This is a genomic window from Mesorhizobium sp. GW821-FHT07A06 (assembly GCF_059419085.1).
Genome location: NZ_JBWKRC010000027.1, coordinates 1 through 4,398, shown reverse-complemented (window position 1 = coordinate 4,398; position 4,398 = coordinate 1). Strand labels below are relative to the sequence as shown.

General features: G+C 53.3%; 5 protein-coding genes. 2 read left to right on the top strand and 3 right to left on the bottom strand.

What is annotated here, in order from left to right; all coding sequences use genetic code 11:
- Positions 1-921: 921 nt before the first annotated feature.
- Both AC07SZ_RS35585 and AC07SZ_RS35580 read left to right on the top strand, forming a co-directional pair.
- Positions 922-1,146 carry a hypothetical protein gene (locus tag AC07SZ_RS35585; protein WP_494917896.1) on the top strand — a complete coding sequence of 75 codons (225 nt, stop codon included), beginning with the start codon at positions 922-924 and terminating at the stop codon, positions 1,144-1,146.
- A 46-nt stretch (positions 1,147-1,192) separates the two neighbouring features.
- Positions 1,193-1,762 carry a hypothetical protein gene (locus AC07SZ_RS35580; protein WP_494917895.1) on the top strand — a complete coding sequence of 190 codons (570 nt, stop codon included), beginning with the start codon at positions 1,193-1,195 and terminating at the stop codon, positions 1,760-1,762.
- On the opposite strand, the gene AC07SZ_RS35575 is transcribed toward AC07SZ_RS35580, so the two are convergent.
- From AC07SZ_RS35575 to AC07SZ_RS35565, 3 genes are all read right to left on the bottom strand, one after another.
- A complete protein-coding gene (locus AC07SZ_RS35575) occupies positions 1,759-1,959 on the bottom strand; it encodes a hypothetical protein (RefSeq protein ID WP_494917893.1) in 201 nt (66 codons plus the stop codon). The two genes, AC07SZ_RS35580 and AC07SZ_RS35575, sit on opposite strands and share 4 nt — an antisense overlap.
- The gene (locus AC07SZ_RS35570) at positions 1,959-2,771 is read right to left on the bottom strand and encodes a hypothetical protein (RefSeq protein ID WP_494917892.1); all 813 of its coding nucleotides are present in this window, start codon (positions 2,769-2,771) and stop codon (positions 1,959-1,961) included. The genes AC07SZ_RS35575 and AC07SZ_RS35570 overlap by 1 nt, the downstream gene beginning before the upstream one ends.
- A gap of 611 nt (positions 2,772-3,382) precedes the next feature.
- A complete protein-coding gene (locus AC07SZ_RS35565) occupies positions 3,383-4,336 on the bottom strand; it encodes an IS1595 family transposase (protein ID WP_494917890.1) in 954 nt (317 codons plus the stop codon).
- Positions 4,337-4,398 lie beyond the last annotated feature (62 nt).

The following is a 4,398-nucleotide window of genomic DNA, read 5'->3' as shown; positions in this document are numbered from 1 at the left end:
GGCGATTATCTGGTTGACAAACCCAAAGTGAAATAGGAATATAAACCTGACAGGCCGGCATGCTGACAATTAGAGCTAGCTAATATATTCTATCCCTCAAAAGTGAGGGGATCATGAAACAGCCACGGGGATGGATCGCGCTGGCGTGCCTTGTCTTATCTGGCCACGCGGATGCCCACGATTGGTACAGCGGCAAGAAAGACCCGATTACGCAGGCTGATTGCTGTGGCGGCAAGGATTGCCATCCTATAGACCCTGGCGATGTCAGAGAGACGAAAGACGGCTACTTCGTCAGGCTGCCTCGCCCTGCATATATGAATGAGCCACAAGAGCCAGAGTGGTTTATCCCCAAGGAGCGCGCCCAAGCCTCCCTAGATGACCGCTACCATCTCTGCGAACGCCTAATGACGTTCTACCGAACGATCATTCCCCATATGAAGTTCGAGGCCTACCATAGATTCAGGTGGACGTGTTTCTTCGCGCCCAAGGGCACGAGTTAAATTCAAACTCGTGCTACCCAGCCGTAGGGGAATGGCTGCGCTATAATCGCTTACTAGAGGGAAACCCTAGCTCTTAGTTATGTCTGTTTTCGACGTGAACGAGAGGTGAACGTAAATCCTTGACAACATAATTTGAAAATAATATATGCGCCCCCTTCCAAAATGTTCCCGTTTTGTTAATCTCCCCTTCACACGACGTACGGCAGAATGCGGTTGACATTTTTGTCGGGAGATTGTAGGGGCCGCCTTGATGTTGCCATCTGGCAACGCTACATTCCTCTTGACAAGAGTCTGGAACTTCGTTTGGCGGAATCGTTTCCGATTTTGCCATTGACATAGTACCAGATGACCGAACCCAAACTCGCCCGCCGTTCATCGGGGCGAGTTTTGGCATTTGTGGTGAACAGAAAGGAGAAAGGCGATGAGCGAAAAAGATAGGCTGCTCAAATCTTTATTTGAGACAGAAGGTCTGTCGCATCTTAACATCAAATTTTTCCGTGGGCTCTCTGACGACATCTCTACGGAAGATTTGTGCCGCGAGGCTAACGCTGCGATTTTCCAGTTTGAGAAAGGCCTAGTCCAAGGCGCCCCGAATTTTGGGGATAATGCAGATTTAGGCGTCGATGTAAAAACGATGTTTGCCTAAATTCTAGACAAATGTCATGGGGTTAGCTAAACCCCATGACATGGATATGACCCTCTACGAAAAATTTTCTGCATACACTACGCTTCCAATCAGGATCGATTGGGTGCTGGCGCAGGTGATGGAAGATTGCGGCATTGATGAAGTAGAATTCATCAGCTGTAAAATCAATCCCGAGATTTTGCTTGGGATGCACAGGCTGTTTTCCCGCGTTAACGCGGACGGGTCAAAGCAAAAAGTACTCCATATATATTATAGCGATGTTCTAGACGGCGAAAGAATGCTCGCGCAGCGCCGGCTCGTTTGCTGCAAGGAATTGTTGCACACTTACGATAACGAAACTCAGAGCGCCACATCGATGAAGGCCGTTGACCTTTTAATCGAGGGCATTGTGGTGCCGCCATCGTCAGGCATGTCAGCGTCGCTTATTTCAGACCATAATGGTGCGCTACATGCATTGATGGTTTTGTTGCCACGAGATGCACTGGATCTTTTGATCCCGCAGTTTGAAAAAGGTCAGCTAAGCGTCGAAGATGTAGCTACGCTAGCTGGTATTCCAGAAGCCTATGCGCGCCTTGGCCTTTCAAAGATTTGGAAAACCATCGTAGAAGCGATTTAAGGTTCTTCTTTGGGGGTCGGCTCAGACTCCCGTGTTTGCTTTCGCCTAACTAGGTGCTTTATCTGCTCGTTGGTGAGCTTCGGCGCGTGGGCGATCTTGTTGACCACGGCTTCGAAGGCAGCGTCGGACTGATCCGTCTTTAGCTCGCGGGCGGCTTCCTCGAATTTCTCTCGTTGGGTTTTGCCTTTAGGTTTCATCAAATCAGTTTCTTTGCCTCATCAATTTCCTCTTCGTACACCAGATCGAAGCTGTTTTCGAGGATTTGAAGCCAAAGCTTCCGCTTTGATTTCGCCCATACCGCTCCCGAAGGCGGAAGCCTATTGATTAGCCCCGCAATAATCGGATCAATATCAGGCGGTTCAGAACCGCCGCCAGAGCCCTTGCGGCCTCTATCTTCAACGGCGGGCGGGGTTGGCTGCACAGGCTCCTTAAGCTCAATTACGTGCTGCGCCCCTTCCATTTTGGGGCGGACTAAGCGGTCCTTCCCACTATCAAAGAAGCCTGCGTAGTGAGCCGAACGTTCAAAGGACTGACGCGCCCGGTCTGTTTGCTTGCGTGGGACGCCCAGCGTCTCCATTTCGCGCTCCAGGGCCTTGGCAGGTGGCAGATTGTGTCCACGAAACTTCTCGTAGATTTGTTGATAGAGCGGGACGCTTAGAAAGGCCTCGACCTTAGCCGAATGCTCCGTCTCTGAAGCTACAGCACGTTTCCCTATCTCACTTAGCCTAAACGCGCTTCGCCCATCTTTCTCGACAAGAGCAAACGTCTTTGCCGCTCCCGTCTTCATGCGAAACGCACCACTGAGAGTTTGGCCCATTTGTGCGGCTAACTCGTCTTGGTCGCACGAGCCGAACGCACACCGCGCGTAGATAGCTCGCGCAACTTCCATTGCACCCTCAAGGGACACATATGGGAAATCGATTGTCGAACGTTCCCGTTTGGCCGCCTCGGCGTCTGCCCCCTTGGCAGCATTCACCGCTGCATCAAAATCAACTTTCTCGCCTACCATGGAGACACCTCGCGCCTTTCTACTAGGCGGCACACTACAGGAACATTACTCCTCCCGCAAGGTTAGTGCATAGCGAACGCGTAAAACGAAAAGGCGCGTATTGTGAATTCGGGCTTCTTTCGTTATACAGATTCGTGGCGGCTGTTTGTGCTGCCCAACATGGAAGAGGACGACGATGATAAGACCTGCCTAGCCCCTCGCGCTCTGGCCATTGGCGTCGGAGGGGCAGGAGAAAGCGAAAGGCCGCAAACCCGGTGACACGGGAATGCGGCCCAGATGACCAGCAGTCGGGAAGAGGCGGTAGGCCTCGCGACCACTAGAGGTTCACACCCTAGAATCGCATTTCTGCCGCCTCTTTTCAAGGCCCACCCCCTCGAAGAGGTGAAGAAATGGTCTGGGTTAGCCCCTACCAGCGCTTCCGCTTTGGTCGCACCGAATCTGTGTGCGGCCATTTCCGTAGCCGGTAATAAGGCGACGGCGGCGTTAGCCGCTTAGCCTTCCGACCAACGCAACTTGCCGGGGATTAGGTCCCCGGCTTTTTCTTGCCCTTCGCATATCGCCAGTAAGGCAGTTCGAGTTGAACCGGCTTTCGGAAGTGCGTCCGCTTTTCGTCAAGCAGGTCTATGATAGGTGAGGCGCTTACCAGCAGCGCCCTTCAAGGCGATGAAAGCGCGGGTGCCGTCATCAACGCCAAGGGCGATGCGGTTCGAATAACGGAAATCGAATTCGGCGAGGTAGCGGTGCAGGTGATGTTCTGCACAATGCTGATAGACGCCTTTCATGCCGCGCTTGAAAACGCTGTAGAAGCCTTCGACGGTGTTTGTGTGGATGGTCTTTTCGCCTTCGTAGCGGACATATTCGTCCTTGGAATGCGTGACGACATCGTGAGAAGCGAATTCCTGGCCCGCGCGGCGATAGATGCCGCTCTCGTCGGTCATCAAGGCGCTTTCCTTGGCGATGTTGGCGCGAACGATCGGCATCACGTTGCCCATGCGGGCGGTATCGACGTGAAAGGAACGGGCACGGCCACCACGCTCGACAAGCGTAACGACAGTGTTTTTGTGAGCGCCGCCGCCTGACTTAACCGGCGTACCCTTCAGGCGACCGATATAAGTCTCGTCAACTTCGACGGTCTTGCCGTTGCCGCCAAGCGGGGAAAAGTCGCCAGACGCCATTGCAAGGCGAATGCGATGGCACAGGAACCAAGCGGCCTCATAGGTGCATTCGAGTATGCGGTGCATCTGGTGGGCGCTGATACCCTTCTTAGAAGACGACATAAGGTGGATAGCCTGAAGCCACTTGGTCAGCGGCAAATGGCTTTCCTCGAAGATCGTGCCCATGCGGACGGTAAACTGCGAGCGGCAAGCGCTGCACTTGTACAGGCCATGACGCTCGACGCCGTGGGGGTTCTTCTTCGAAGGCTTGGTACGAACGCCCTTCAGGGAATAGTGGCGATCAACAGAGCCGCACTTGGGGCAAACCGGACCATTCGGCCAAAGAATGCCTTCCACATGCTCGAAAGCCTTGGCTTCGTCGTGGAATTCGGGGCGGGACAGGACGGGCATGGCGATAACTCCTTGGATTCGTTATCGCATAATCGATTGGGTTTGTCAAACCGATAATCGCC